The organism is Pseudomonas sp. JS425 (assembly GCF_018223845.1).
Taxonomy (GTDB): Bacteria; Pseudomonadota; Gammaproteobacteria; order Pseudomonadales; family Pseudomonadaceae; genus Aquipseudomonas; species Aquipseudomonas asiatica.
Genome location: NZ_CP073661.1, coordinates 4,967,475 through 4,991,835 on the forward strand (window position 1 = coordinate 4,967,475; position 24,361 = coordinate 4,991,835).

Annotated in this window: 20 protein-coding genes; 12 read left to right on the plus strand and 8 right to left on the minus strand. The window is 62.9% G+C overall.

Annotated elements, in window-relative coordinates; translation table 11 throughout:
* Nucleotides 1-407 precede the first annotated feature (407 nt).
* From KDB76_RS22915 to KDB76_RS22925, 3 genes are all read left to right on the plus strand, one after another.
* Nucleotides 408-3,557 (plus strand): transglycosylase domain-containing protein, encoded by a 3,150-nt coding sequence (locus KDB76_RS22915; protein ID WP_024087671.1) that lies wholly within the window; start codon nucleotides 408-410, stop codon nucleotides 3,555-3,557.
* An 89-nt stretch (nucleotides 3,558-3,646) separates the two neighbouring features.
* Nucleotides 3,647-4,192 carry a PadR family transcriptional regulator gene (locus KDB76_RS22920; protein WP_013973980.1) on the plus strand — a complete coding sequence of 182 codons (546 nt, stop codon included), beginning with the start codon at nucleotides 3,647-3,649 and terminating at the stop codon, nucleotides 4,190-4,192.
* Nucleotides 4,185-4,946: a siderophore-interacting protein gene (locus tag KDB76_RS22925; RefSeq protein WP_013973981.1), complete on the plus strand. Its 762-nt coding sequence runs from the start codon at nucleotides 4,185-4,187 to the stop codon at nucleotides 4,944-4,946. Before KDB76_RS22920 ends, KDB76_RS22925 begins: the two co-directional genes overlap by 8 nt.
* Before the next feature lie 58 nt (nucleotides 4,947-5,004).
* Here KDB76_RS22925 and KDB76_RS22930 read toward each other — a convergent pair whose 3' ends face one another.
* Together KDB76_RS22930 and KDB76_RS22935 are read right to left on the minus strand one after the other, a co-directional pair.
* Nucleotides 5,005-5,640 carry a Pr6Pr family membrane protein gene (locus KDB76_RS22930; RefSeq protein ID WP_013973982.1) on the minus strand — a complete coding sequence of 212 codons (636 nt, stop codon included), beginning with the start codon at nucleotides 5,638-5,640 and terminating at the stop codon, nucleotides 5,005-5,007.
* Between the two features lies 1 nt (nucleotide 5,641).
* A complete protein-coding gene (locus tag KDB76_RS22935; RefSeq protein WP_003252112.1) occupies nucleotides 5,642-5,863 on the minus strand; it encodes a VF530 family protein in 222 nt (73 codons plus the stop codon).
* A gap of 165 nt (nucleotides 5,864-6,028) precedes the next feature.
* On the opposite strand from KDB76_RS22935, the gene KDB76_RS22940 reads away from it, so the two are divergent.
* The 7 genes from KDB76_RS22940 to cmoB all read left to right on the plus strand — a co-directional run bounded on the left by KDB76_RS22940 (nucleotide 6,029) and on the right by cmoB (nucleotide 17,203).
* Nucleotides 6,029-8,080, plus strand: coding sequence for a TonB-dependent receptor (locus KDB76_RS22940; protein ID WP_024087673.1), 2,052 nt, complete (start codon nucleotides 6,029-6,031; stop codon nucleotides 8,078-8,080).
* A 301-nt stretch (nucleotides 8,081-8,381) separates the two neighbouring features.
* Nucleotides 8,382-9,716 (plus strand): carbohydrate porin, encoded by a 1,335-nt coding sequence (locus KDB76_RS22945; RefSeq protein WP_013973984.1) that lies wholly within the window; start codon nucleotides 8,382-8,384, stop codon nucleotides 9,714-9,716.
* Nucleotides 9,717-9,746: 30 nt separating this feature from the next.
* Nucleotides 9,747-12,158 carry a glucose/quinate/shikimate family membrane-bound PQQ-dependent dehydrogenase gene (locus tag KDB76_RS22950; protein WP_038410112.1) on the plus strand — a complete coding sequence of 804 codons (2,412 nt, stop codon included), beginning with the start codon at nucleotides 9,747-9,749 and terminating at the stop codon, nucleotides 12,156-12,158.
* A gap of 217 nt (nucleotides 12,159-12,375) precedes the next feature.
* Nucleotides 12,376-14,796, plus strand: a complete 2,421-nt coding sequence (gene lon / locus KDB76_RS22955; RefSeq protein ID WP_013973986.1) for an endopeptidase La — start codon at nucleotides 12,376-12,378, stop codon at nucleotides 14,794-14,796.
* A gap of 170 nt (nucleotides 14,797-14,966) precedes the next feature.
* Nucleotides 14,967-15,359: a protease inhibitor I42 family protein gene (locus KDB76_RS22960; RefSeq protein WP_013973987.1), complete on the plus strand. Its 393-nt coding sequence runs from the start codon at nucleotides 14,967-14,969 to the stop codon at nucleotides 15,357-15,359.
* Between the two features lie 147 nt (nucleotides 15,360-15,506).
* Nucleotides 15,507-16,250 (plus strand): carboxy-S-adenosyl-L-methionine synthase CmoA, encoded by a 744-nt coding sequence (cmoA, locus tag KDB76_RS22965; RefSeq protein WP_013973988.1) that lies wholly within the window; start codon nucleotides 15,507-15,509, stop codon nucleotides 16,248-16,250.
* Nucleotides 16,247-17,203, plus strand: a complete 957-nt coding sequence (gene cmoB / locus KDB76_RS22970) for a tRNA 5-methoxyuridine(34)/uridine 5-oxyacetic acid(34) synthase CmoB (RefSeq protein ID WP_013973989.1) — start codon at nucleotides 16,247-16,249, stop codon at nucleotides 17,201-17,203. Before cmoA ends, cmoB begins: the two co-directional genes overlap by 4 nt.
* Before the next feature lie 69 nt (nucleotides 17,204-17,272).
* Here the strand turns inward: cmoB and KDB76_RS22975 are convergent, their stop codons facing one another.
* Nucleotides 17,273-17,476 carry a hypothetical protein gene (locus KDB76_RS22975; protein WP_013973990.1) on the minus strand — a complete coding sequence of 68 codons (204 nt, stop codon included), beginning with the start codon at nucleotides 17,474-17,476 and terminating at the stop codon, nucleotides 17,273-17,275.
* Between the two features lie 349 nt (nucleotides 17,477-17,825).
* On the opposite strand from KDB76_RS22975, the gene KDB76_RS22980 reads away from it, so the two are divergent.
* Complete coding sequence (locus KDB76_RS22980; protein ID WP_003258489.1) at nucleotides 17,826-18,500, plus strand: heavy metal response regulator transcription factor; 675 nt, start codon at nucleotides 17,826-17,828, stop codon at nucleotides 18,498-18,500.
* Nucleotides 18,497-19,879: a heavy metal sensor histidine kinase gene (locus KDB76_RS22985; protein WP_024087674.1), complete on the plus strand. Its 1,383-nt coding sequence runs from the start codon at nucleotides 18,497-18,499 to the stop codon at nucleotides 19,877-19,879. Before KDB76_RS22980 ends, KDB76_RS22985 begins: the two co-directional genes overlap by 4 nt.
* A gap of 99 nt (nucleotides 19,880-19,978) precedes the next feature.
* Here KDB76_RS22985 and KDB76_RS22990 read toward each other — a convergent pair whose 3' ends face one another.
* The 5 genes from KDB76_RS22990 to rnc all read right to left on the minus strand — a co-directional run bounded on the left by KDB76_RS22990 (nucleotide 19,979) and on the right by rnc (nucleotide 24,355).
* Complete coding sequence (locus KDB76_RS22990; protein ID WP_212632196.1) at nucleotides 19,979-20,932, minus strand: IS110 family transposase; 954 nt, start codon at nucleotides 20,930-20,932, stop codon at nucleotides 19,979-19,981.
* Nucleotides 20,933-21,178: 246 nt separating this feature from the next.
* Nucleotides 21,179-21,919: a pyridoxine 5'-phosphate synthase gene (pdxJ, locus tag KDB76_RS22995; protein WP_024087675.1), complete on the minus strand. Its 741-nt coding sequence runs from the start codon at nucleotides 21,917-21,919 to the stop codon at nucleotides 21,179-21,181.
* A gap of 43 nt (nucleotides 21,920-21,962) precedes the next feature.
* Nucleotides 21,963-22,646, minus strand: coding sequence for a DNA repair protein RecO (recO, locus tag KDB76_RS23000; RefSeq protein ID WP_013973993.1), 684 nt, complete (start codon nucleotides 22,644-22,646; stop codon nucleotides 21,963-21,965).
* 124 nt (nucleotides 22,647-22,770) lie between these two features.
* The gene (gene era, locus KDB76_RS23005) at nucleotides 22,771-23,673 is read right to left on the minus strand and encodes a GTPase Era (protein WP_015271595.1); all 903 of its coding nucleotides are present in this window, start codon (nucleotides 23,671-23,673) and stop codon (nucleotides 22,771-22,773) included.
* Nucleotides 23,666-24,355 (minus strand): ribonuclease III, encoded by a 690-nt coding sequence (rnc, locus tag KDB76_RS23010; protein WP_024087676.1) that lies wholly within the window; start codon nucleotides 24,353-24,355, stop codon nucleotides 23,666-23,668. The genes era and rnc overlap by 8 nt, the downstream gene beginning before the upstream one ends.
* Nucleotides 24,356-24,361: the final 6 nt, after the last annotated feature.

Here is a 24,361-nt window from a genome sequence, read left to right on the forward strand (position 1 = left end):
ATTGGCTTGCCGAACTGGCCTTGTGGGCCGGCCCGAGTGCCGGAATAGAGCGCCCGGCGAGGCGAAGGGGGCGAGCAGTATAGGAAGACCCTTGCAGGTTTTTTCGCTGTATAAACAGGAATATTCAGCTAGATCTCTGGGGCCGCTTCGCACCCCATTCGCAGCACAAGGCTGCTCCTACAATGGATACGCATTCCCCTGTAGGAGCAGCCTTGTGCTGCGAATGGGGCGCGAAGCGGCCCAAAATCGCCCGGCCACCATAGCAACATCGCCGTATGAAGAAACCCACACCAAAGCCGCATAGCCCTACGCCACCCTTCTCCGTCTCTTACAAATTTTTCACCTGACCCGCTCAACGTCTAAGCTTCAGACAAGCAAGACGAAAATACCTGGCCGGATAGAAGACTATGGGCGCACTGTGGCAATCGGAACCAAGCAGAACGGAAGCACCCGAGATACCTCCGGCCGAGACGCCACAACCAAAGTCCCCCCGTCAGCGTCGGCTATGGTGGCGGCTGATCATCCTCATCCTGCTGGTGGCGCTGGTTGCCATCGGCTTCGCTGCATATGACGAATTCCGCACGTCCAACCTGCAGTCGCGGGAATTCAGCAAGCTGGCCAGCACCCTCACCTATTCGCTGCAACCAGGCCCCAGCGATGCCATCGTCTACCCCGGCGAAGGGCCGTTCGACAAACGCCTGGGCTACAGTGCCCTGGGCGAATTCCTGCCACGGCTACTCAAGCGCGACTACCTGATCAGCGAGCAGGTGAAGTTCTCGCCGGCGCTGATGAACTACGTCGATCATGGGCTGTTCGCCCCCTATATCGAGAAAATCCAGGCTGGCCTGTCGATCACCGACTGCCGCGGCGACATGCTGTACCAGTACAACTACCCGCAACACCTGTACCCGGACTTTGCGGCGATCCCGCCGGTGATCGTCAACAGCCTGCTGTTCATCGAGAACCGCGACCTGCTCGACACCAAGGACCCGCGCAACAACCCGGCCGTGGACTGGCCGCGCTTCGCCAAGGCCGCCTACAGCCAAGTGGCCAAGTACCTGGCCCTGCCCGGCCAGTCCGCTGGCGGTAGCACCCTGGCCACGCAGCTTGAAAAGTACCGCCATTCACCGGACGGCCTGACCGTTTCCGGCGCCGAGAAGATCCGCCAGATGATTTCCGCCAGCGTGCGTGCCTATCAGGGCGGCCCTGATACAACCGAGGCGCGCCAGCGCATCGTGCGGGACTACCTCAACAGCGTGCCTCTGTCGGCAGTACCTGGGCATGGCGAAGTGCATGGCATGGCCGAAGGCCTGCGGGTGTGGTACGGCGCCGATTTCGACCAGGTCAACCAGGCCCTGAGTTCCACCGCCAGCGACCCTGAGAGCATGGCCGCACGCGGCCTGGCCCTGCGCCAGGTGCTGTCGCTGATGATTGCCCAGCGCCGGCCATCGCACTACCTGTCCAAGGGGCGGCTCGAACTGGCCGAACTGACCGACGCGCACATCCGCGTGCTGGCCGCCAACAAGGTCATCGAGCAGCCACTGGCCGACGCTGCACTGGCCAGCAAGGCGGTATACCGCGACTGGGTGGCGCAACCGACCATCGTGCCGATCGTCACCAACAAGGGCATCAGCCTGGCACGCAACCGCCTGGCAGCCATGCTCAACCGCCCGCTGTACGATCTCGACCGGCTGGATCTGTCGGCCACCAGCACCCTGCAGTCCGACCTGCAACTGCAGGTCAGCCAGTACCTGAAAAACCTTGCCGATCCTGAATTCGCGGCGCAGATCGGCTTGATCGGCGAACGCCTGCTCACCGCCAAGACCACCGATCAGGTGAGCTACAGCTTCACCTTGTTCGAGCGCACCGCCGACGGCTCGCGGGTGCGGGTGCAGACCGACAGCACCGACCAGCCATTCGATATCAACGAAGGCAGCAAGCTGGAGCTGGGTTCAACCGCCAAGTTGCGGGTGCTCACCACCTACCTGGAGATCATCGCCGAACTGCACGACAAATACGCCGGCAAGCCAGCCGCCGAGTTGAAGAAAGTCGAAGTCGCCGAGCTAGACCGCATCAGCCAGTGGTCGCTGGAATGGCTGGCGCAGAACAGCAAGAACCAGAGCCTGGACGCCATGCTCGATGCCGCGCTGGAACGCAAGTATTCGGCCAACACCGGCGAAGCCTTCTTCACCGGCGGCGGCATGCATGTGTTCAACAACTTCCGCAAGGAAGACAACAGCCGCAACCCAACCCTCAAGGATGCATTGCGCGAATCGATCAACCTGCCGTTCATCCGCCTGATGCGCGACCTGGTGCGCTACGTGACCTACCAGCAGCCGTACAACCGCGTGCCGCTGCTCAAGGACGACTCCGACCCGCGCCGCCAGGAATACCTGGCCCGTTTCGCCGACAAAGAAGGCACCAACTACCTGATGCGCTTCTGGAAGAAATACCAGCGCAAGACCTCGCAGCAGCGCCTGGACACCTTCCTCGACAGCATGCGCGTGACCCCGCAACGGTTGGCGGCCGTGCACCGCTACCTGTTCCCCGAGGCTGGCCAGGAAACCTTCAACGCCTTCGTCCGCGCCCACCTCAAGGGTGACAAGATCGTCCTGGGCAAACTGACCGATGGCCGCCTGTCGGAGATGTACGACGCCTATGGCCCGGGCAAGTACGACCTGCCCGACCAGGGCTATATCGCCAAGGTCCACCCGCTGGACTTGTGGCTGTTGGGTTACCTGCTGAAGAACCCGGGTTCGACCTTGACCGAAATGGTCAATGCCAGCCGCTTCGAGCGCCAGGAGGTATATGGTTGGCTGTTCAAGAGCCGCCATCAGGGCGCCCGTGACAGCCGCATTCGCACCATGGTCGAGATCGAAGCGTTCCTCGACATTCACCAGCGCTGGAAGCGCGTGGGCTATCCATTCGACCACCTGGTACCCTCGCTGGCCACCGCCATCGGCAGCTCGGGCGATCGCCCCGCCGCCCTCTCCGAACTGGTCGGCATCATCCAGAACGACGGTGTGCGCCTGCCGACCTTGCGGATCGACACCCTGCACTTCGCTGCCAACACGCCTTACGAGACCAAGCTGGTCACCGACCCGGACCGGGGTGTGCGGATTCTGCCGGTCGAAGTGGCGCGCGCCCTCAAAGGCGCCATGTCGCAGGTGGTGGATGCGGGCACCGCGCGGCGTATTTCCGGCAGTTTCAAGCTGCAGGACGGCACGCCATTGGTGATGGGCGGCAAGACCGGTACCGGTGACAACCGCATCGAAAGCTTTGGTGCTGGCGGCCGACTGATCGGCTCGCGCTCGCTGAACCGTACCGCTACCTTCGTGTTCTTCCTGGGCGACAACCATTTCGGCACCTTGACCGCATTCGTGCCGGGGCGCTCGGCAGAGGCCTTCAAGTTCACCTCGGCGCTGCCGGTGCAGGTGCTCAAGGGCATGGCTCCGATTCTCATGCCTTACCTGCAACCGGGCAATCCGAACGAGTGCAAGCCGCCGCAGGTTGCCGTGCATACAGCCACACCGCAAGGGGACACATCGAACGAATAGATGATAATCATCTGCAATTGAGGGCTTGTCTTTAGATATATCTTGAGTAATATCTTACGATATATCGCAAACGACGGAGCCCTGCCCCCATGCGCGAACATACCCCCCATGACCCCTTCGAGCGGCGCCCAGGTCGTGGCGAACGCGGCCCGCGCGTCTTCGCTCCCGGCGACCTCAAGCTGCTGATGCTGGCCCTGCTCGCCGAGCAGCCAGGCCACGGCTACGACCTGATCCGCCAGATCGAAAACCTGTTCGACGGTAGCTACAGCCCAAGCCCCGGGGTGATCTACCCCACCCTCAACTTCCTCGAGGAGGCCGAACTGATCAGCGGCCAGGTGCAGGGCAGCAAACGCCTCTATGCCATCACCGAAGCCGGCCGCACCGCCCTGGCCGAACAGGCCGTCGCGCTGGACGGCGTGCGCATGCGCATCGAAGTCAGCAAGCGCGCCCTGCGCGGCCACGACCGCCCACCAGAGATTCATGAAGCGGTCGGCAACCTGCGCCACGCACTGCACATGCACAGTGGCCGCTGGGCTCCGGAAGAAATCGAGCGGGTCCGCGACCTGCTCAACCACACCGCCAAGGCCATCGCCTCCGGGCCGGCCGAACCTGTCCCGGAGACACCCCATGAGTGACACCATTCACCGCGTCAACCACGAAATCCGCCAACGCCGCCTGCAGGTGCTGCGGGTCACCGAACTGACCCCGCGCATGCGCCGCATCACTCTCGGGGGTGCCGAGCTGCAAGGTTTCACCAGCGTGGGCAGCGACGACCATATCAAGCTGCTGTTCGCCGAAACGCCGGAGCAAAAGCAAGCCATCGAGGCTCGCAACCTGGGCCGAGAAGGTGGCGCACGGCCTACCATGCGCGAATACACGCCACGGCGCATCGACCTGGTGGCCAATGAACTGGACATCGACTTCGTGCTGCACGGCGATGGCCCTGCATCCACCTGGGCCGCCCAGGCCGCACCCGGGCAAACCCTGAACATTGCCGGGCCGCGGGCTTCGATGGTGGTGCCGGACATCTTCGACAGCTACCTGCTGATCGGTGACGAAACTGCCATCCCGGCCATTGGCCGCCGCCTGGAGGAGTTGCCTGCGGGCCGTCAGGTGCTGGCGGTTATCCAGATCGAAGACGAGCAGGAACGCCAGCCACTGCCGAGCAAGGCACAGGTTGAGGTGATCTGGGTACGTCGCCAACAGGAGGACTTGCTGGCACTAGTGAAGAACCTGACCTTGCCGCAGGGCCGGTTGTACGGCTGGGTGGCACTGGAAAAAGCCCTGAGCCGGCAGGCCAAGGCACTGTTGCTGGAGAAAGGCTTGCCTGAGGATGCGCTCAAAGCTGTGGCCTACTGGCGTGCCGACGGGACTGCGGACGACGAATGATTGTTTATTGCCTGCATGGGCCCTATCGCCGGCAAGCCGGCGATAGGGCCAGTGCAGGTCAAGCCAATCTGTGCAGCCCCCGCCACCGATCCAGCCCCAGCAACACCAGCCCAATACCCCAGAACCCCGCCAACACCCCCACGGCATTGAGCACTACCTGCCCATACCCCAGACTCGCCACGTCGATGAACGGGTAGGCATACACGCCAATCTCGCTCCCACGCCAAAGCGCGTAGGCAAAATACGTCGCCGGGTAAACCGCCCAGACCAGCAGATGCCATAGCCGCAACCTGCCCTTGGGCACCTCGCACCACCAGTACAAGGCATATAGCACGGGCATCACATCGTGCAGCAACTCGTCCGCCAGCCATTGCCAGCCCTGCGGTTGCCACAAGTGACGCAAAAGCACGCTGTAGGCCAATGCCACCAGCACGATGCTGGCAGCCACTGCGGAACTCACCGAAGGCGACAGGAAAAAGCGTTTGGCACGGCCTTCCCGGCCAAACGCCGCATAACTGAGCACCGTTGCCACCAAGGTGTTGGTCAACACGGTGAAATACCCGAACACATTGATCAGGCCACCCACCAGGCTGGCCTGCTCCTGCCAGCGCGCCAGCAGCACCAGATACACCTGCACGGTCAGGCCGAACCAGCCCAGCACGGCCATGCCGGTCAGCCAGGGGCGACTCGGCATGTCAGGCCTGACGCTGCAGCTTCACGTACAGCTGCTCGACCTTTTCCCGTGCCCACGGCGTCTTGCGCAGGAAGGTCAGGCTCGACTTGATGGTCGGGTTGCTTTTGAAGCAGCGCACATCGATGCGCTCGGCCAGGCCCTGCCATTGGTAGTGCGCCACCAGCTCGGTGAGGATCTGTTCGAGGGTCTTGCCGTGCAGCGCGTTGTGTTGGGCCGTGCTCATGCCAGTGCTCCGTAGGAAAGATGCGCACCTTACACGAGTGTAGTGGTGGGTGGGATCAGGTGAGTCAACAGAAAAACCGCTGGCCAGGCGCAAAACCTCTGTGCTGAAATAGAGATGTTATATTGTAACAATAAAAAAGCATCTGCCAAGGAACGCCCCATCCCCATGCTGTACACACCGCTTCGCCTCTCTCCCCTCGCCGTCGCGCTCTGGCTTGCCGCACCACCCAGCCAAGCGGTGGAGCTCGAACCCCAGGTCATCACCGCCAACCCTTTGGGTAACAGCCAGCTGGCCGCCCCCAGCACCGTGCTCGAAGGCGACAACCTGCTGCAACAGCAGCACGGCAGCCTCGGTGAAACCCTGAACAAGCAGCCCGGAGTCGCCTCCACCTGGTTCGGCCCTGGCGCCAGTCGCCCGGTAATTCGTGGCCTGGATGGCGACCGCATTCGCATCCTGCGCAATGGCGTCGGCGCCCTCGACGCTTCATCACTGTCCTACGACCACGCCGTGCCGCTGGACCCGGTGACCGTCGACCGTGTCGAGATCGTCCGTGGCCCAGCCGCCCTGCTCTACGGCGGCAACGCCATCGGCGGCGTGGTCAATACCTTCGACAACCGCATCCCGGATGCCCCCATCGAGGGCATCCACGGTGCCGGTGAACTGCGCTACGGCGGCGCCGATACCACCCGCAGCAGCGCTGGCAAGCTGGAAGCCGGCAACGGTGCCTTCGCCCTGCACCTGGATGCCAACAGCCGCCAGTTCAACGACCTGCGCATCCCCGGTTACGCGCGCAGTTCCAAGGTGCGCGATGCCGACGAACCCGGCAGCAAGCACCGCCTGGAAAACAGCGATGGCCGCCAGGACGGTGGCGCCCTGGGTGGCGCCTACCATTGGGACCACGGTTACGCCGGCCTGTCGTACAGCCGCTACGAAAGTAACTATGGCTCGGTGGCCGAGCCAGGTGTGCGCCTGGACATGAAGCAGGACCATTACGCCTTCGCCTCCGAGCTGCGCGATCTGGACGGCCCGCTCACTTCGATCAAGGTCGATGCCGGCTACACCGACTACGAGCATCGTGAAGTCGAAGAAGGCGAGGTCCACACCACCTTCAGGAACAAGGGCTATGAAGCACGTATCGAAGCTCGCCACCAACCGCTCGGGCCGGTAGAAGGCGTGATCGGTGCCCAGGTCAGCCGCAACGAATTCTCCGCGTTGGGCGAGGAAGCCTTCGTCCCGCACACCGACACCGACAGCCTGGCGCTGTTCATGCTGGAGCAGTGGCAAGCCACCGAGCGCCTCAACCTGAGCCTGGGTGCACGCATGGAGCACACCCGGGTCGATCCGGATGCCAAAGGCAACGAGAACTTCGCCGACGCCGACAGCGCCAGCAGTTTCAACGCCTTCAGTCTGTCTTCCGGGGCGGTGTACCAGCTCGACCCGGTCTGGTCGCTGGCCGCCAACCTCGGCTACACCGAGCGCGCCCCGACCTTCTACGAGCTGTATGCCAATGGTGCCCACGTGGCCACCGGAGCCTTTGAAGTCGGCGATGCCAGCCTGAACAAGGAAAAAGCCGTTTCCGCCGACCTGGCCCTGCGTTTCGACAACGGCACCCACAAGGGCAGTGTCGGGGTGTTCTACAGCCACTTCCGCAACTACATCGGCCTGATCAGCACCGGCAACAACCGCGAGGGGCATGACCACGATTATGATGAGGATGACCACGACCATGATCACGATCATGACCACGGCGGTTTCCCGGAGTACCAGTATCAGGGCGTGCGGGCGCGATTCTATGGCATCGAGGCCCAGGATCGCTGGCAGCTGGCCGAGAACCGTTACGGCAGCTTCGCGTTGGAAGTGTCTGGTGACTACACCCGGGCCAAGAACCTGGACAGTGGCGAGCCGCTGCCCCGCATCGCCCCGCTGCGCCTGAACAGCGGCCTGGTCTGGGAGCTGGACCGCTGGCAGGCGCGGGTCGACGTGCAACACGCTGCGTCTCAGCATCGCAAACCGGCCAACGAAACCAGCACTGATGGCTATACCACGCTAGGGGCCAGCGTTGGTTACCGCTTCGAAGTTGGCCAGAGCCAGTGGATGGCGTTTGTGCGCGGCGAAAACCTGACGGACCAGACCGTGCGCTATGCCAGTTCGATCCTGCGCGACATCGCCCCGGCGCCGGGGCGTAGTGTGGAAGTGGGTCTGCGTACCACCTTCTGATTGCAAATCAGTATCTGTGGGAGCGGGCATGCCCGCGAAGAAACCGACGCGGTGGATGACCGGCTCCGCCGGTGTTCGCGGGCGCGCCCGCTCCCACAAAGAGCTCGCAAGCTCTGGACTGTTGCCATATCAGCAACAATTCACTGCGACAATTTGTCTTTTTTTCTTACAACTTCCCCTATATCCTCCCCGCCGCAAGCTGAATCGCTTCATCGAAACCATCTTGTCGCCATATTCATTGAGGGGCCCGCCCTTCGATGCGCCTGCCGTTTATTCAATAATCAAAAGATAGCGCTATCTCATGCTCCAACTGCCCAAAACCTGTTACATCGGCCTTGCCCTCAGCGCCCTGGCGGCTCCCAGCAGCGCCAGCGAGATGTTCGCCAGCGATTCGCCATGGATGCTCGGCGACTGGGGTGGCACCCGCAGCGAACTGCTGGAAAAAGGCTACGACTTCACCCTCGGCTACACCGGCGAGATGGGCAGCAACCTGCACGGTGGCTACGATCACGACCGCACCGCGCGCTACAGCGACCAGTTCACCTTCGGCAGCCACCTGGACCTGGAGAAGATCCTCGGCTGGAACGACACCGAATTCCAGCTGACCATTACCGAGCGACACGGCGACAACATCAGCAACGACCGTATCAACGACCCGCGTGTCGGCGGCTTCACCTCGGCCCAGGAGGTCTGGGGCCGTGGCGAAACCTGGCGGCTGACGCAGATGTGGATCAAGCAGAAGTACTTCGATGGCGCACTGGATGTGAAATTCGGCCGTTTCGGCGAAGGCGAAGACTTCAACAGCTTCCCCTGCGACTTCCAGAACCTGGCCTTCTGCGGCTCGCAGGTAGGCAACTGGGTAGGTGGCATCTGGTACAACTGGCCGGTCAGCCAGTGGGCCCTGCGCGTCCGCTACAACCTCAGCGATGCGCTCTACGCCCAGGTCGGCGTGTACGAGCAGAACCCCTCCAACCTGGAGTCGGGCAACGGCTTCAAGCTCAGCGGCAGCGGCACCCAAGGCGCGGTAATGCCGATCGAACTGGTATGGAGCCCACAGGTCAATGGCCTGAAAGGGGAATATCGCGCCGGCTACTACTACAGTAATGCCAAGGCACAGGATGTTCTCAAGGACAGCAATGGCCAGCCGGCAGCCCTCAGCGGCGCCGCCTACCGCAGCAGTTCGAGCAAGCACGGCTTGTGGCTCGGCGCCCAGCAGCAGGTGACTTCGCTGGCGTCCGACCAGTCGCGTGGCCTGAGCCTGTTCGCCAACGCCACGGTGCACGACAAGAAGACCAATGCCATCGACAACTATGTTCAGGCAGGACTGGTATACAAAGGGCCATTCGACGCCCGCGCCAAGGACGACATCGGTTTCGCCCTCGCCCGCGTGCACGTCAACCCTGCCTATCGCAAGAACGCGCGTCTGGTCAACCAGGCCGCCGGCATCGACGACTATGACAACCCCGGTTTCCTGCCGGTACAGGACACTGAGTACAGCGCCGAGCTGTATTACGGCATCCACTTGGCCGACTGGCTCACGGTACGCCCCAACCTGCAGTACATCCGCCACCCGGGCGGGGTGTCGCAAGTCGATGGCGCCCTGATCGGCGGCCTGAAGATCCAGAGCAGTTTCTAACCCCTTTCTTGACCTGACGGAGAACCTACGATGAGCACTGAAGGTGCCAACAATGGAAGCCGCTGGCTACCGCGCCTGATCGGCGCGCTGCTGTTGCTGATGGGCCTGGCCCTGCTGGCTGGCGGCATCAAGCTGAGCCAGCTGGGCGGATCGCTTTACTACCTGATCGCCGGAATCGGCTTTGCCCTGTCGGGTATCCTGCTGCTGGCCCAACGCCGCATCGCCCTGGGGCTGTACGGCCTGGTACTGCTGGGCAGCACCGCATGGGCCCTGTTCGAAGTGGGCCTGGACTGGTGGCAACTGGTGCCACGCCTGGCCATCTGGTTTGCCATCGGCGTGGTCCTGCTGCTGCCTTGGGCGCGTCGTCCGCTGGTCGGCCCGGCCAGCAAGGCCAACACTGCGCTGCTCGGCGTTGCAGTGGTAGCATCTGGCGCTTGTGCCCTGGGCAGCCAGTTCACCCACCCCGGTGAAGTGTTTGGCGAACTGGGCCGCGACAGCAGCGAAATGGCCAGCGCCGCCCCGGCCATGCCCGACGGTGAATGGCAGGCCTACGGCCGCACCGAGCACGGCGACCGCTATTCGCCACTGCGCCAGATCACCCCGCAGAACGCTTACCGCCTGGAAGAGGCCTGGCGCATCCGCACCGGTGACCTGCCGACCGAAAACGACCCTGTGGAGCTGACCAACCAGAACACCCCACTGAAGGTCAACGGCATGCTCTATGCCTGCACCGCGCATAGCCGCTTGCTGGCCCTGGACCCGGACACCGGCGCGGAAATCTGGCGCTTTGATCCACAGGTCAAGAGCCCCGTCGGCACCTTCAAAGGCTTTGCCCACATGACCTGCCGTGGCGTTTCGTACTATGACGAAAACCGTTACGTCAGCCGCGACGGCAGCCCGGCACCGAAAATTACCGACGCCGGCCAAGCCGTGGCCCAGGCCTGCCCTCGCCGCCTCTACCTGCCGACTGCGGACGCCCGCCTGATCGCCATCAATGCCGACAACGGCAAGGTCTGCGAAGGCTTCGCCAACCAGGGCGTGATCGACCTCACCACCAGCATCGGCCCGTTCACCGCTGGCGGCTACTACTCCACCTCGCCTGCCGCGATCACCCGCGATCTGGTAATCATCGGTGGCCATGTCACTGACAACGAGTCGACCAACGAGCCATCCGGCGTGATCCGCGCCTACGATGTACACGATGGTCACCTGGTGTGGAACTGGGACAGCAACAACCCGGACGACACCCAGCCACTGGCCCCCGGCAAGATGTACAGCCGCAACTCGGCCAACATGTGGTCGATCGCCAGCGTCGACGAAGACCTCGGCATGATCTACCTGCCACTGGGCAACCAGACCCCGGACCAGTGGGGCGCCGACCGCACCCCGGGCGCCGAGAAGTACAGCGCCGGCGTGGTCGCACTCGACCTGGCCACCGGCAAGGCTCGCTGGAACTATCAGTTCACCCACCACGACCTGTGGGACATGGACGTCGGCAGCCAGCCGACCCTGGTCCACCTGAAGACCGACGATGGCGTGAAGCCGGCAATCATCGTGCCGACCAAGCAAGGCAGCCTGTACGTGCTCGACCGTCGCGACGGTACGCCGATCGTGCCGATCCGCGAGATCCCCACCCCTCAAGGTGCGGTGAAGGGCGACCACACCTCGCCGACCCAGGCCCGCTCCGACCTCAACCTGCTCGGCCCTGAGCTGACCGAACAGGCCATGTGGGGCGCCACGCCGTTCGACCAGATGCTGTGCCGCATCCAGTTCCGCGAACTGCGTTACGAAGGCCAATACACTCCACCGTCCGAGCAAGGCTCGCTGGTCTACCCGGGCAACGTCGGTGTGTTCAACTGGGGGAGCGTGTCGGTCGACCCGGTGCGCCAACTGCTGTTCACCTCGCCCAACTACATGGCCTTCGTGTCGAAGATGATCCCGCGTGAGCAGGTGGCCGAGGGCAGCAAGCGCGAAAGCGAGACCAGCGGCGTGCAGCCGAACACCGGCGCACCGTACGCAGTGACCATGCACCCGTTCATGTCGCCCCTGGGCGTACCGTGCCAGGCCCCGGCCTGGGGCTATGTCGCCGCCATCGACCTGTTCACCAACAAGGTAGTGTGGAAGCACAAGAACGGCACCACCCGCGACAGCACCCCGGTGCCGATCGGCCTGCCGGTTGGCGTGCCGAGCATGGGCGGTTCGATCGTCACCGCTGGTGGCGTCGGCTTCCTCAGCGGTACCCTGGACCAGTACCTGCGCGCCTATGACGTGAACAACGGCAAGGAACTGTGGAAAGCCCGCCTGCCCGCGGGTGGCCAGGCCACGCCGATGACCTACACCGGCAAGGATGGCAAGCAGTACGTGCTGGTGACTGCCGGCGGGCATGGCTCGCTGGGCACCAGGATGGGCGACTACATCATCGCTTACAAACTGGCTGAGTAATCCAGAGATGCGGCAGTGAACCTGCTGCCGCATTCGCGGGTAAACCCGCTCCCACAGGTACGGCGCTGCCCCCAAGTTCGGCGCCGTACCTGTGGGAGCGGGTTTACCCGCGAAGAGGCCGGTACAGGCATCACTCCTCTCTGCACCCTTCAACTACCATTGAAACCCATCCCCCCGCGCCCCATCTAAGCACCATAGTCATTCACGCAGGTGCCCCATGAGCGACCAGCAGGATTTCCCGGAACATCCCGACGAACACAGCGAAGTCGAACACACCACACCCCAGGCCGAAACCGGCCACGCCCTCGCCCTGCCCGGCCAGCAGCTGCCGGACAAGGTCTACGTGATCCCGATCCACAACCGTCCGTTCTTCCCGGCCCAGGTGCTGCCGGTCATCGTCAATGAAGACCCTTGGGCAGAAACCCTGGACTTGGTAGCCAAGTCGCCGGACCACAGCCTGGCCCTGTTCTTCATGGATACCCCGCCAGAAGACCACCGCCACTTCGATACCTCGGCGCTGCCGCAGTACGGCACGCTGGTAAAGGTGCACCACGCCAGCCGCGAAAACGGCAAGCTGCAGTTCGTCGCCCAGGGCCTGACCCGGGTGCGCATCCGTACCTGGCTCAAGCACCACCGCCCGCCGTACCTTGTAGAGGTCGAATACCCGCGCCAGCCCGCCGAGCCGACCGACGAGGTCAAGGCCTATGGCATGGCGCTGATCAACGCGATCAAGGAACTGCTGCCACTCAACCCGCTGTACAGCGAAGAGCTGAAAAACTACCTCAACCGCTTCAGCCCCAACGACCCCTCGCCGCTCACCGACTTCGCCGCCGCCCTCACCTCGGCCACCGGCAACCAGTTGCAGGAAGTGCTCGACTGCGTCCCCATGCTCAAGCGCATGGAAAAGGTCCTGCCGATGCTGCGCAAGGAAGTCGAGGTCGCGCGCCTGCAGAACGAGATCTCGGCCGAAGTCAACCGGCAGATCGGCGAGCACCAGCGCGAGTTCTTCCTCAAGGAACAGCTCAAGGTCATACAGCAGGAGCTGGGCCTGACCAAGGACGACCGCAGCGCCGACCTGGAGCAGTTCGAGCAGCGCCTCGAGGGCAAGACCCTGCCGGACCAGGCGCGCAAGCGCATCGACGAAGAGATGGGCAAGCTGGCCATCCTCGAAACCGGCTCGCCCGAATACGCCGTCACCCGCAACTACCTGGACTGGGCAACCGCCCTGCCCTGGGGTGTGTACGGCAAGGACAAGCTCGACCTCAACCACGCGCGCAAGGTCCTCGACCAGCACCACGCCGGCCTCGATGACATCAAGGAGCGCATTCTCGAGTTCCTTGCCGTGGGCGCCTGGAAAGGCGAGATCAGCGGCTCGATCGTGCTGCTGGTGGGCCCGCCCGGGGTAGGCAAGACCAGCATCGGCAAATCCATCGCCGAATCGCTCGGCCGGCCGTTCTACCGCTTCAGTGTCGGCGGCATGCGTGACGAGGCCGAGATCAAGGGCCATCGCCGCACCTACATCGGCGCCCAGCCCGGCAAGCTGGTGCAGGCCCTGAAGGACGTCGAAGTGATGAACCCGGTGATCATGCTCGACGAGATCGACAAGATGGGCCAGAGCTATCAGGGCGACCCGGCTTCAGCGCTGCTGGAAACCCTGGACCCGGAGCAGAACGTCGACTTCCTCGACCACTACCTCGACCTGCGCCTGGACCTGTCCAAGGTGCTGTTCGTGTGCACCGCCAACACCCTGGACTCGATCCCCGGGCCGTTGCTCGACCGCATGGAAGTGATCCGCCTGTCCGGCTATATCACCGAAGAGAAACTGGCCATCGCCAAGCGCCACCTGTGGCCAAAACAGCTGGAAAAGGCTGGCGTGGCCAAGACCAGCCTCGGCATCAGCGACAGCGCCCTGCGCGCGGTGATCGAAGGCTATGCCCGCGAAGCCGGGGTACGCCAATTGGAGAAACAACTGGGCAAGCTGGTGCGCAAGGCAGTGGTCAAGTTGCTGGACAACCCCGAAGCCAAGCTGAAGATCGGCACCAAGGACCTGGAAACTGCGCTCGGCATGCCCGTGTTCCGCAGCGAGCAGGTGCTGGCCGGCAAAGGTGTGATCACCGGCCTGGCCTGGACCAGCATGGGCGGCGCCACGCTGCCGATCGAAGCCACCCGCATCCACAGCCTCAACCGCGGCTTCAAGCTGACCGGCAAGCTGGGTGAGGTGATGAAAGAGTCGGCCGAAATCGCCTATAGCTACGTCAGCTCCAACCTCAAGCAGTTTGGTGGTGACCCTGGTTTCTTCAACGAAGCGTTCATTCACCTGCACGTGCCCGAAGGCGCCACGCCCAAGGACGGCCCGAGTGCCGGTATCACCATGGCCAGCGCCCTGCTATCGCTGGCCCGTGACCAGGCGCCGAAAAAAGGGGTGGCCATGACTGGCGAGCTGACCCTGACCGGGCAGGTCCTGCCGATTGGCGGTGTGCGCGAGAAGGTGATTGCAGCACGGCGGCAGAAGATCTTCGAGCTGATCTTGCCGGAGCCTAACCGTGGGGACTATGAGGAACTGCCGGACTACCTGCGCGAAGGCCTGACCGTGCATTTCGCCAAGCGCTTCGCCGATGTAGCCAAAGTGCTGTTCTAGCCAGCACTGGCCTCTTCGCGGGTAAACCCGCTCCCACAGGGATAGCGTAGGGCTTGAGCCCAGTGAGATCACTGTGGGAGCGGGTTTACCCGCGAAAGGGCCGGCACAGGCAACACAAATCTCCTCGATCATCGGTTATCCTCAGGCCATCGCCAGCCTCCGGAGCCAACATGACCGCCCCTCGTCTGCTCGTTCCCCTGAGCTTCGCCCTGATTTCCGCCTGCGCTCAACAGCCTACGCAACCCGTCGAACTGGACGCAGAAAGCGAATGCCCGACACGCCTGCAGGTTGGCCAGGTGCTGACACTGACCCTGCCCAGCAACCCATCCACCGGCTACCGCTGGCGCGTCGAAAACCCCGCCGCCAATGTACTGCGCAGCCTTGGCCCGGAGGTGTACAGCGCTCCCGAGGAGGAAGACCTGGTCGGCAATGCCGGTGTCTCCACCTGGCGCTACCAGGCCAGTGGTACCGGCGATGGCCAGTTGGTGCTTGTGTACCAGCAGCCGTGGGCCGCAGATATTGCGCCCGTACAAACCTTCGACTGCAAGATCATCGTCCGCTAAAGGCCGCAGCTCCGTCCCGGGCAACCTGAACGGCCACTTGTTAGGGGCAGAGGCCCCTCGGCGCCCCGCCCCTGAAGCGCTGCCATGGCAAGAATCGCGGCCTTTGGCTAAAATGCGCCTCCGTTTCACCCTGTATCGAGCCCTCCCGTGAGCAAACAACCCGACCGCCTTTTCGCCCAGCCCCTGGAGCAAGTGCCCGACTTCGTCTTCAACGAGGATGTGGTGCGCGTGTTCCCGGACATGATCAAGCGCTCGGTGCCAGGCTACCCGACCATCGTCGAGAACCTCGGCGTGCTGGCCGCGCGCTTCGCCCAGCCGCACACCGCGTTGTACGACCTCGGTGCCTCGTTGGGTGCCGTTACCCAGTCGCTGCGCCGCCATGTGCGCAGTGATGGCTGCCGGGTGATTGCCGTGGACAACTCCGCGGCGATGGTCGAGCGTTGCCGCCAGTACCTCACTGCCCAGGACTCGATGTTCCAGGAACTGCTGCCAGTGCAGGTGCTGGAAGCCGACATCCTGGCCCTGCCATTCGAGCCCGCCTCGGTGGTGGCGATGAACTTCACCCTGCAATTCGTCGCCCCCGACCAGCGTCTGGAACTGCTTGGCCGCATCCGCCAGGCGCTTTTGCCCGGTGGTGCGCTGATCCTCTCGGAAAAACTGCGCTTCGCCGATGCGGAACAGCAGGACCTGCTCAATGAACTGCACCTGGACTTCAAACGTGCCAATGGCTACAGCGAACTGGAAATTGCCCAGAAGCGCAGCGCCATCGAGAACGTGATGAAACCCGACACCCTCGAAGCCCACCAGGCACGCCTGCGTGCAGCCGGTTTCTCGAAGGTGGTGCCCTGGTTCCAATGCCTTAACTTCGCCTCGTTGATTGCCCTGCCATGATCGATCTGTCCCCCCTCGTCCGTCGCCTGGCGGGCACGCCCCTGGCTTCCTGGTCGCAAGGCCTGCAAGCGCAACTGGAAGCCAAGCTGGAGAAGGGTCACGGTGACCTCGACCGCTGGCGCGGTGCGCTGGAGGCCCTGCCCGCCCTACAGCCGAGCGAAGTCGACCTGGTCAACGGGCTGCGCCTGGACTGCGATTGCGACGACGCGACCCGCGCGCAGATGCATCAGGCACTGATGGGCCTGTCGCCTTGGCGCAAAGGCCCCTTCGACCTGTTCGGCGTGCATGTGGACACTGAATGGCGTTCGGACTGGAAATGGTCGCGGGTTGGACCGCACCTGGACCTCAAGGGCAAGCGCGTGCTCGACGTGGGCTGCGGCAACGGCTACTACCAGTGGCGCATGCTCGGTGCCGGTGCCGACATGGTGATTGGCGTCGATCCCAACTGGCTGTTCTTCTGCCAGTTCCAGGCCGTCCAGCAATACCTGCCAGAGCTGCCCGCCTGGCACCTGCCGTTCGCCCTGGAAGACCTGCCGGCCAACCTTGAAGGTTTCGACACGGTATTTTCCATGGGGGTGTTCTATCACCGTCGCTCGCCCATCGAGCACCTGCTGGCGCTGAAGGACTGCCTGGTAAAAGGCGGGGAACTGGTGCTGGAAACCCTGGTGATCGAGGGTGACGAAAACCAGGTACTGGTACCTGAGGACCGCTATGCACAGATGCGCAACGTCTGGTACCTGCCGTCGGTACCGGCCTTGGAGCGCTGGTTGCGCCGCGCCGGTTTCAGCGATGTGCGATGCGTCGACGTGAGCGTGACCAGCGTCGAGGAACAGCGCAGCACCGAGTGGATGCGCTACCAGTCGTTGGGCGATTTCCTTGACCCGAACGACCACAGCAAGACCATCGAAGGCCTGCCGGCTCCACGCCGCGCCACCCTGCTGGCACGCAAATGAAAAAGGCGCCCGGTTGGGCGCCTGAATATACCTGCGCCGAGGAGCTGTCGCGGCGCAGGTGGTGTTACCTCAATCCTTGGCCAACTCGCGGGCCTTCTCCTGTGCCTTGCGCTCACGCTCTGCGACGGCCTGTTGCTTGTCGTCGTACAGGCGCTGCTGGTCTTCGCGGAACGCTTGCCAGAATTGTTTCGAACGTTCCGCACCGCCCTCGGCGTGAACACTGGCGCTGCCCAGGGCAAGGGTGGCCAACAGCAGGAATTTGGTCAGGTTCATCGTGGTTGCCTCGTGATAACCGATCAGACAGGGCCATCCTAGCGAGGGCCAGCTAACGGCAAGGTGAGGCGGGGATTACAGTCTTGCAATGTGGCCCTGTGTTGTCTGTGCTGGCCCCTTCGCGGGTAAACCCGCTCCCACAGGAACTGCAGGGATTTCAGCGTCTGTGAAAATCCTGTGGGAGCGGGTTTACCCGCGAAAGGGCCACAACAGACAGCCAGATAACAGCAGGATTACAAATCCGTTATCTGCGCCGCGCGCCTTTTCGCATGCCGTACCATCCTGCGCCTTGACCCTGATGCCACTACAGGGTCGAGAATCGCCCCCTTTCATCACACCGAGCCCATCCATGCGTCTACTGATCATCGAGGACGAACTGCGCACCGCCGACTACCTGCAGCAGGGCCTGCGCGAGAACGGCTACGTGGTCGACTGCGCCCACACCGGCACCGATGGCCTGCACCTGGCCCGCCAGCAGCCCTACGACCTGGTCATCCTCGACGTCAACCTGCCCGAGCTCGATGGCTGGACCGTGCTGCAGCGGCTGCGCGCCGAATCGGCCACGCGCATCATGATGCTGACCGCCCATGGCCGCCTGGCCGACCGGGTCAAGGGCCTGGACCTGGGTGCCGACGATTACCTGCTCAAGCCCTTCGAGTTTCCGGAACTGCTCGCCCGTATCCGCAGCCTGCTGCGCCGCAACGACCAGCAACTGCAGCCCAGCACCCTGCGCGTTGCAGATCTGGAGCTGGACCCCGGCCGCCACCGTGCCTACCGCGCCGGGCAGCGTATCGACCTGACCGCCAAGGAATTCGCCCTGCTGCACCTGCTGATGCGTCAGACCGGCGAGGTGCTGTCGCGCACCCAGATCATCTCGCTGGTGTGGGACATGAATTTCGACTGCGACACCAATGTGGTCGAGGTTTCGATCCGGCGCCTGCGGGCCAAGATCGACGACCCGTTCGACAACAAGCTGATCCATACCCTGCGTGGCGTCGGCTACGTGCTCGAGGCACGCTTTTGAAAAACGCCAGCCTGTCACTGCGACTGGGCCTGAGCGTGACGCTGATGGGCGCCGCACTGGTACTGCTGCTGGCCTGCCTGGCCGTGTTCGCCCTCGATCACGAACTGGACAGCCGCGCACGCAAGGACCTGGCGCGCAAGATGCTGCAGGTCGAGCACAACCTGCGCGTCGACCTGCGTAGCGAAGACCTGGGCAGCCGCGCCCATCCCTTGCTCGACCTGGTGATGGGGCATGACAACCTCAGCCTCAGCGTGCTGGCCCTCGAAGGCCGCCATCCGCACCTGCTCAGTCTGGGGCCAGCGCTGGAATCACAGGTAGGCGATCTGCGCACCGATGCCCGTCTGGCCTTTCATGCGTGGCGCGACAGCAATGGCAACCAGATACTCACCGTGACCCAGCTGATGCGCCTGCGCGACGACACCCCGGTCAAGGTGATGATGTCGCTCAACCGCGCCGACGACAACGCCCTGCTGCAGGCCTACCTGCACTCCACCTTGCTCGCGCTGCCGTTGCTGCTGTTGCTGATCGGGGCCGGTGCCTGGTGGCTGATGCAGCGCGGCCTGAGGCCACTGCGGCACTTCCGGCGCATCGCCGGGCGGGTGTCGGCCCAGGACCTGCAACATCGCCTTCCCGCTACCGGCCTGCCGCTGGAACTGGCAGAGCTGGCCAGCAGCATCAACGTGATGCTCGACCGCCTCGATCAGGGCGTCAGCCAGCTGTCGCAGTTTTCCGATGATCTGGCCCATGAACTGCGCACACCATTGAGCAACCTGATGGGCAAGGCGCAAGTGACGCTGGCCCGCGAACGGGACAACGCGAATTACCGCGAAGTGCTGGAAGACAGCATCGAAGAACTGACTCGGCTCAACCGCATCATCAATGACATGCTGTTTCTCGCCCAGGTCAGCCAACCCCAGGCCCAGGTCGCGCTCAAGCCCATGGCATTGGCCGACGAGACGGCGCGGGTTGTCGAGCTGTTTGCGTTCAGTGCCGAGCTGAAAGGGGTTGAGTTGCGTGTGCAAGGCTGGGGGACGGCGCAGGGTGATCGGCTGATGTTTCAGCGGGCACTGTCGAACCTGTTGAGCAATGCCATTCGGCACTGCCCGGATGGCAAGCCTGTGGAACTACGTATCGAGCGCGTGGGCAGCGAAGTTCGGCTTTCGGTGGAAAACCAGGGGCCTGGTATTGCTGAAGAACACCAGTCGCGCTTGTTCGAGCGATTTTACCGGGTGGGCTCGGGGCGCTCGCGGCTGGAGGGAGGGACCGGGTTGGGGCTGGCGATCGTGAAATCGATCATGCAGTTGCATGGCGGGCGGGTCGAGGTCAGCAGCAGGCCCTTGGGGCCTACCCGGTTTACCCTTGTGTTTCCTGCCGAGTAATACATCGCTTGTGCCGGCCTCTTCGCGGGTAAACCCGCTCCCACAGAAATTGCACAAGCCTCAAGGCCTGTGGGGTACCTGTGGGAGATTCTATGGTTTTCAGCAAGCCAGTTTCGCGCCTTTAGTGACGTATTCGTCCTGATTTTTCATCAGGGCGAATGCCACCCGCGCGAGCTTTCTTGCCAGGATTACCAAAGCTTGGGTTGTTGCTTTACCACTGCTCCGATGCTGTTCGTAAAGCCCTTTCCAGGCTGCCGATCTGCTGGCCGCCATCGCAGCGTTGTGCAATAAGCGACGAATTTCTGAACAACCTCGCTTGGTGAGGCGACGTCGCCCATTCTTCTGCCCGGAATCACTGACTCGTAAATCCATTCCTAGGAATGCAATGTACGAGTCACTGCTTTTGAACTCGCCCCTTGTAAAAGCCATCACCAATGCTGCGGCGGTGAGAAAACCAATGCCCTCTACTGCCTGGCAGCGAGCGACTTGTTCCTGTAGCCCAGCGTCTCGCAGTACTTCTTTAATCTTCTTTTGAATCAACTGATCCAGCCGATCTATCGACTTCACAAAAGTTTCGAAGGCGGCTTTCAAAAGGCTTTCGTTAGCCCAGCTCTGAGTCATTGCAGTACGAGCAGTCACCAAGGCGGCTCTGCGTCGCAAGAGGCTCTGAAGCTTGCCGTAGACAGCGGGAGGCGGGCTCCAAGGGCGAAGGTCCTCGCCTTCATTTTTTAAAAAACGGGACAACAACCGAGCATCGGAGGGGGCGGTTTTAACCCGTCCCCCAACACTTTTCCGGTAGTTGCTCAATTGAAAACCATCGATGACATAGACCTCGAAGCCTAGGCTGTGGGCCAATTCAACCAGGTCCAAGTGGTAGACATTGGTCGCCTCAACAGCGATAGCGGTGTTGAGGGTTTGTTGCTTGAGCCACCTTCTGATCTCGAGTTTGGAGTTTTTCAGCCTGATGATCTCGTCGCGATCATCGTGGTGGATAACCAGCTCAGCCTTCGCGACATCCGCACCCACGATCAACTTACCTACCTGCATTGCCATGGGCGGCTCCTCACGTTATGGTTTTTCGGCTTGAAGGGGTTTCACCAAGAGGCGCTGGCTTGCTTCTATCGTCGCTTGCAAACGATGCATTCTTTATCGGCGCTTTGGTGGAAGGGGTGGGGCGATGTCTCCCACGGTCTGTACTGCTGTGAACAGTCAGAATCGGGCATTTAGTCCCACCACCCCTTCAAGTCTAACCATACAAGCGGGTTTACCCGCGAATAGGCCGGTACAGGCGACCAACGATTAGCGCGAAGCCGCCACGATCAGCGCCTTCATCTCGGCCACAGCGGCCTTGAAGCCAACGAACAGCGCATGCGCCACCAGCGCATGACCGATGTTCAGCTCATTGATGCCCTTGATCGCCGCCACCGCCTCCACGTTGTGGTAGTGCAGCCCGTGGCCAGCATTGACGATCAACCCCTGCCCCACGCCAAACGCCACGCCATCGACGATACGCTTGAGTTCCTCGGCCACTTCGGTCGGGGTTTCGGCATCGGCGTAACGCCCGGTGTGCAGTTCGATGGCAGGCGCACCAACGCGACGCGACGCCTCGATCTGCCGCTCGTCGGCATCGATGAACAGCGACACTTCGGCACCGGTACGCGACAGCCGCTCAACCGCAGCCTTGATTCGTGCCTCCTGGCCCGCCACGTCAAGGCCGCCTTCGGTGGTCAGTTCCTGACGGGTTTCGGGTACCAGGCAAATGTGCGCCGGGCGGATCTTCTCGGCAAAGACCATCATCTCTTCGGTGACGCCCATCTCGAAGTTCATGCGCGTCTGCAGCACGTCCTTCAGCAGCACCACATCACGCTCCTGGATGTGCCGGCGGTCTTCACGCAGATGCACGGTGATGCCATCGGCGCCCGCTTCCTCGGCATCCAGGGCAGCCTTGACCGGATCGGGGTAACGCGTGCCCCGGGCCTGGCGCAGGGTCGCCACGTGGTCGATGTTTACGCCGAGAAGCATGCGGTTGCTGTGAGTCACGAAAGGCTCTCCTGAAGATTGAGCCCCACAGCATACGTCGTGATCAGCGCTTGCGAAACAGTTCGCGGCTGACCAGTGGTTTTGCCCCCAGGTGAACCGCCAGTGCCTGGCGCATCAGGCGCTTGGCGGCGAGCAAGGCACCTGGGGCATCCCAGTCGGCTTCGGCCAGGGCCAGCAGTTCGGTGCCGCGGAACAGCCCGGGTTGCACCAGCTCGACCCGCTCCAGGCCGGCATCCACACGCAAGCGGTACAGGCCTTCACCCGCGATCGGCTGGTCATTGACGTCGTGGTGCAACGAAAACGCATAACCGAGTTCGTCCAGCAGCCGCCATTCAAAGGAGCGCAGCAGCGGCTCCAGCGGGCGACCGGCGGCCAAGGCCTGCAAGGTCAGGGTGTAGTGCTCGAACAGCGCCGGGAAAGGCGCTTCGGCGGGCAGCAGGCGCATGAGCAGTTCGTTGAGGTACAACCCGCTGAACAGGGCATCGCCATGCAGCCAGGCGGCGATGCCAGCGCTGTCCATGCGCCCGACATTCTTCAGCTCGCCACGCCCGCGCAGCTCCAGTTCCAGCGGCACGAACGGCCGCACCAGGCTGCCACCCTTGCCACGCGCACGGCGCAGCACGGCACGCATGCGGCCCTGCGGGGTGAAGAAGTCCACCAGCGCGCTGGTTTCCTTGTAGGCACGGCTGTGCAGCACGTAGGCTGGCTGGCCGACAGGTTGTTCCATAAACGTTCTCTAAATGCCCCAGACAACTGTGGGAGCGGGTTTACCCGCGAATGCGATGGTGAACCCACTGACGCATTCGCGGGTAAACCCGCTCCCACAGAGTAACCTGAGCCGTCAGGCGAATTTACAGGTCGCCGTAGCCCAGCGAGCGCAGGGCGCGCTCGTCATCGGACCAGCCGCCTTTCACCTTGACCCACAGGTTGAGCATGACCTTGGAGTCGAACAGCACCTCCATGTCCTTGCGCGCCTCGGAGCCGATGCGCTTGATGCGCTCGCCCTTGTCGCCAATGATGATCTTCTTCTGGCCATCGCGCTCGACCAGGATCAGCGCGTGGATGTGCAGCACGTGGCCCTGCTGCTTGAATTCTTCAATTTCCACGGTGATCTGGTACGGCAATTCCGCACCCAGCTGGCGCATGATCTTTTCGCGCACCAGTTCGGCGGCCAGGAAGCGGCTGCTGCGGTCGGTGATCTGATCTTCGGGGAAGAAGTGTTCGTTCTCGGGCAGGTGCTTGGCGATCTGTGCTTCCAGCGCCTGCAGGTTGTGCCCCTGCTGCGCGGAGATAGGCATCACTTCGGCGTTCGGCAACTGCTCCTGGAGCCATTGCAGGTGCGGGATCAGTTCGGCCTTCTCTTCCATGCGGTCGGTCTTGTTGACCGCGATGATCAGTGGGCCCGTCACGTACTGCACGCGCTCCAGCACCAGTTGGTCCTCGTCGGTCCATTTGGTGCGGTCGACCACGAAGATCACCACGTCGACGTCCTTCAGGGCCGCCGAGGCATTGCGGTTCATGTAGCGGTTCAAGGCCTTGTCATTGGCCTTGTGCATACCGGGGGTATCGACGTAGATCGCCTGCACGTCACCCTCGGTCTTGATGCCGAGCATGTTGTGGCGGGTGGTCTGCGGCTTGCGCGAGGTGATCGCCAGCTTCTGGCCGAGGATGTGGTTGAGCAGGGTCGACTTGCCCACGTTCGGGCGGCCGACAATGGCCACATAGCCGCAGCGGGTCGGGTTGCTATCAGTCATTGCCATTCTCCACGCCCAGGGCGATCAGTGCAGACGCGGCGGCGACTTGCTCGGCGATACGCCGGCTAACGCCCTGGCCACGGCTCTTGTTGTTCAGCAGCACCACTTCGCATTCGACGAAGAAGGTCCGGCAATGCGGTTCGCCCTGGATATCCACCACTTCGTAACGCGGCAGCTCACAGCTGCGCGACTGCAGGAACTCCTGCAGGCGGGTTTTCGGGTCCTTGTTGGTATCGACCAGGGTCAGGCCTTCGAATTCATCGGCCAGCCAGGCCAGCACGCGCTCCCGGGCCGTTTCCATGTCGGCGTCCAGGTAGATGGCGCCAATCAGCGCCTCCAGGGCGTCGGCCAGGATCGACTCGCGGCGGAAACCACCGCTCTTGAGCTCACCCGAGCCCAGGCGCAGGTGATCGCCCAGGTCGAAACCACGGGCCAGGCGGGCCAGGGTCTCACCCTTGACCAGGCGCGCGCGCAGGCGCGACAGCTGGCCTTCGCGGGCCTGCGGGAAGCGCTCGAACAGCGCTTCGCCGGCGATGAAGTTGAGAATGGCGTCACCGAGAAACTCCAGGCGCTCATTGTTGCGCCCGGCGTAGCTGCGATGGGTCAGTGCCAGGAGCATCTGGTCCTGGTTCTTGAAGGTATAACCGAGCTTTCGCTCCAGACGGGCAAGGGGAGCACTCATGCAGCC

Excerpts from the sequence above, each read along its gene's own strand:
- KDB76_RS22915 (WP_024087671.1), top strand. The coding sequence starts at position 408 with ATGGGCGCACTGTGGCAATCGGAACCAAGCAGAACGGAAGCACCCGAG.
- KDB76_RS22920 (WP_013973980.1), top strand. The coding sequence starts at position 3,647 with ATGCGCGAACATACCCCCCATGACCCCTTCGAGCGGCGCCCAGGTCGT.
- KDB76_RS22925 (WP_013973981.1), top strand. The coding sequence starts at position 4,185 with ATGAGTGACACCATTCACCGCGTCAACCACGAAATCCGCCAACGCCGC.
- KDB76_RS22930 (WP_013973982.1), bottom strand. The coding sequence starts at position 5,640 with ATGCCGAGTCGCCCCTGGCTGACCGGCATGGCCGTGCTGGGCTGGTTC.
- KDB76_RS22935 (WP_003252112.1), bottom strand. The coding sequence starts at position 5,863 with ATGAGCACGGCCCAACACAACGCGCTGCACGGCAAGACCCTCGAACAG.
- KDB76_RS22940 (WP_024087673.1), top strand. The coding sequence starts at position 6,029 with ATGCTGTACACACCGCTTCGCCTCTCTCCCCTCGCCGTCGCGCTCTGG.
- KDB76_RS22945 (WP_013973984.1), top strand. The coding sequence starts at position 8,382 with ATGCTCCAACTGCCCAAAACCTGTTACATCGGCCTTGCCCTCAGCGCC.
- KDB76_RS22950 (WP_038410112.1), top strand. The coding sequence starts at position 9,747 with ATGAGCACTGAAGGTGCCAACAATGGAAGCCGCTGGCTACCGCGCCTG.
- lon (WP_013973986.1), top strand. The coding sequence starts at position 12,376 with ATGAGCGACCAGCAGGATTTCCCGGAACATCCCGACGAACACAGCGAA.
- KDB76_RS22960 (WP_013973987.1), top strand. The coding sequence starts at position 14,967 with ATGACCGCCCCTCGTCTGCTCGTTCCCCTGAGCTTCGCCCTGATTTCC.
- cmoB (WP_013973989.1), top strand. The coding sequence starts at position 16,247 with ATGATCGATCTGTCCCCCCTCGTCCGTCGCCTGGCGGGCACGCCCCTG.
- KDB76_RS22975 (WP_013973990.1), bottom strand. The coding sequence starts at position 17,476 with ATGAACCTGACCAAATTCCTGCTGTTGGCCACCCTTGCCCTGGGCAGC.
- KDB76_RS22980 (WP_003258489.1), top strand. The coding sequence starts at position 17,826 with ATGCGTCTACTGATCATCGAGGACGAACTGCGCACCGCCGACTACCTG.
- KDB76_RS22990 (WP_212632196.1), bottom strand. The coding sequence starts at position 20,932 with ATGGCAATGCAGGTAGGTAAGTTGATCGTGGGTGCGGATGTCGCGAAG.
- recO (WP_013973993.1), bottom strand. The coding sequence starts at position 22,646 with ATGGAACAACCTGTCGGCCAGCCAGCCTACGTGCTGCACAGCCGTGCC.
- era (WP_015271595.1), bottom strand. The coding sequence starts at position 23,673 with ATGACTGATAGCAACCCGACCCGCTGCGGCTATGTGGCCATTGTCGGC.
- rnc (WP_024087676.1), bottom strand. The coding sequence starts at position 24,355 with ATGAGTGCTCCCCTTGCCCGTCTGGAGCGAAAGCTCGGTTATACCTTC.